Source organism: Agrobacterium sp. lyk4-40-TYG-31 (genome assembly GCF_030209855.1).
GTDB lineage: Bacteria > Pseudomonadota > Alphaproteobacteria > Rhizobiales > Rhizobiaceae > Agrobacterium > Agrobacterium vaccinii.
Map to the genome: position 1 here is coordinate 1 of NZ_JARVRE010000011.1, position 1,321 is coordinate 1,321.

1 protein-coding gene and 1 other annotated feature are annotated in these 1,321 nt (G+C 58.7%); the gene reads right to left on the bottom strand.

Annotation, left to right across the window (positions count from 1 at the left end; genetic code table 11):
• Nucleotides 1–39: 39 nt before the first annotated feature.
• A protein-coding gene (locus QRN55_RS20520; protein ID WP_113495774.1) for an IS3 family transposase occupies nt 40–1,268 on the bottom strand; the annotation gives its coding sequence in 2 pieces (ribosomal slippage) (nt 40–974 and nt 974–1,268; 1,230 coding nt in all).
• Nucleotides 871–987: a sequence feature (AL1L pseudoknot), on the bottom strand. (Overlaps the previous gene by 117 nt.)
• Nucleotides 1,269–1,321 lie beyond the last annotated feature (53 nt).

Below are 1,321 nucleotides of genomic sequence, written 5' to 3' on the forward strand. Positions count from 1 at the left end.
TGAACCGCACCGGGTTTGCCGGAGGCCATTTCGGTTAAGTTATGCGGCCATGGCTGGTTCGTCCAGCATGGCGTAAAAGCGCTCTTCAGCTTCGGCTGGCGGCATGTTTCCGATGGGCTCCAGAAGGCGTCGGTGGTTGAACCAGTCGACCCATTCCAGGGTAGCGAACTCGACCGCTTCGAAGCTTCGCCACGGTCCCCGGCGATGAATGACCTCGGCCTTGTAAAGACCGTTGATCGTTTCTGCGAGGGCGTTGTCGTAGCTGTCGCCGACACTTCCGACAGATGGCTCGATACCTGCTTCTGCCAACCGCTCGGAATAGCGAATGGACACGTATTGAACGCCGCGATCCGAGTGATGCACAAGGCCACCGCCATGAGCAGGACGCCGATCATGAAGCGCCTGGTCAAGGGCATCCAGGACAAAGCCTGCATGTGCCGTCCGGCTCGCCCGCCAGCCAATGATGCGACGAGCGAAGACGTCGATGACAAAGGCCACGTAGACGAACCCCTGCCAGGTAGCGACATATGTGAAATCCGAAACCCACAGCCTGTTCGGCGCAGGGGCTTTGAACTGGCGGTTCACCCTGTCAAGCTGGCTCGGGGCCATCTTGTCCGAGAACGTCGTGCGGATCGGCTTGCCCCGAATAACACCTTGCAGGTTCATCGACCTCATAAGCCGGGCGACAGTGCAACGGGCGGCGTCGAAGCCCTCCCGCTGCAATTGCCGCCAGACCTTGCGAACGCCATAGACGCGAAAGTTCTGCTCGAAGACCCGCCGTATCTCGATCTTCAAGCTGATATCGCTGCGAGCGCGGACTGACAGGCGGTCCACATCCAGGCGCTTGGCGACGTTCTCGTAATAGGTTGATGGGGCAATCGGCAGTAGCCTGCAGATTGGCTCGACCCCGAACACGCCACGGTGTTCGTCGATGAACGAGATCATCGCTTGAAGGGGCGGTCGAGCTCCGCCATCGCGAAATATGCAGACGCCTTGCGCAAAATCTCGTTGGCCTGACGAAGCTCGCGGTTCTCGCGCTCAAGAGCCTTCATCTTCTCGGCTGCATCGCTCGGCAGGCCTGCTCGTTTGCAGCTGTCGATCTCAGTCTTCTTAACCCATTCATGCAGTGTGGCTGGCGAGCAGCCGATCTTGGCAGCAATAGATGAAACGGCAGCCCACCGCGAAGGGTGCTCGGCTTCATGATCCAGCACCATACGAATGGCACGTTGACGGACTTCAGGTGAAAACTTGTTCGTTGTCTTGCTCATGATGACTCCACTTTCTCAGAAGTTGAAGCCTCCGGCAAACCCGGTGCGGTTCA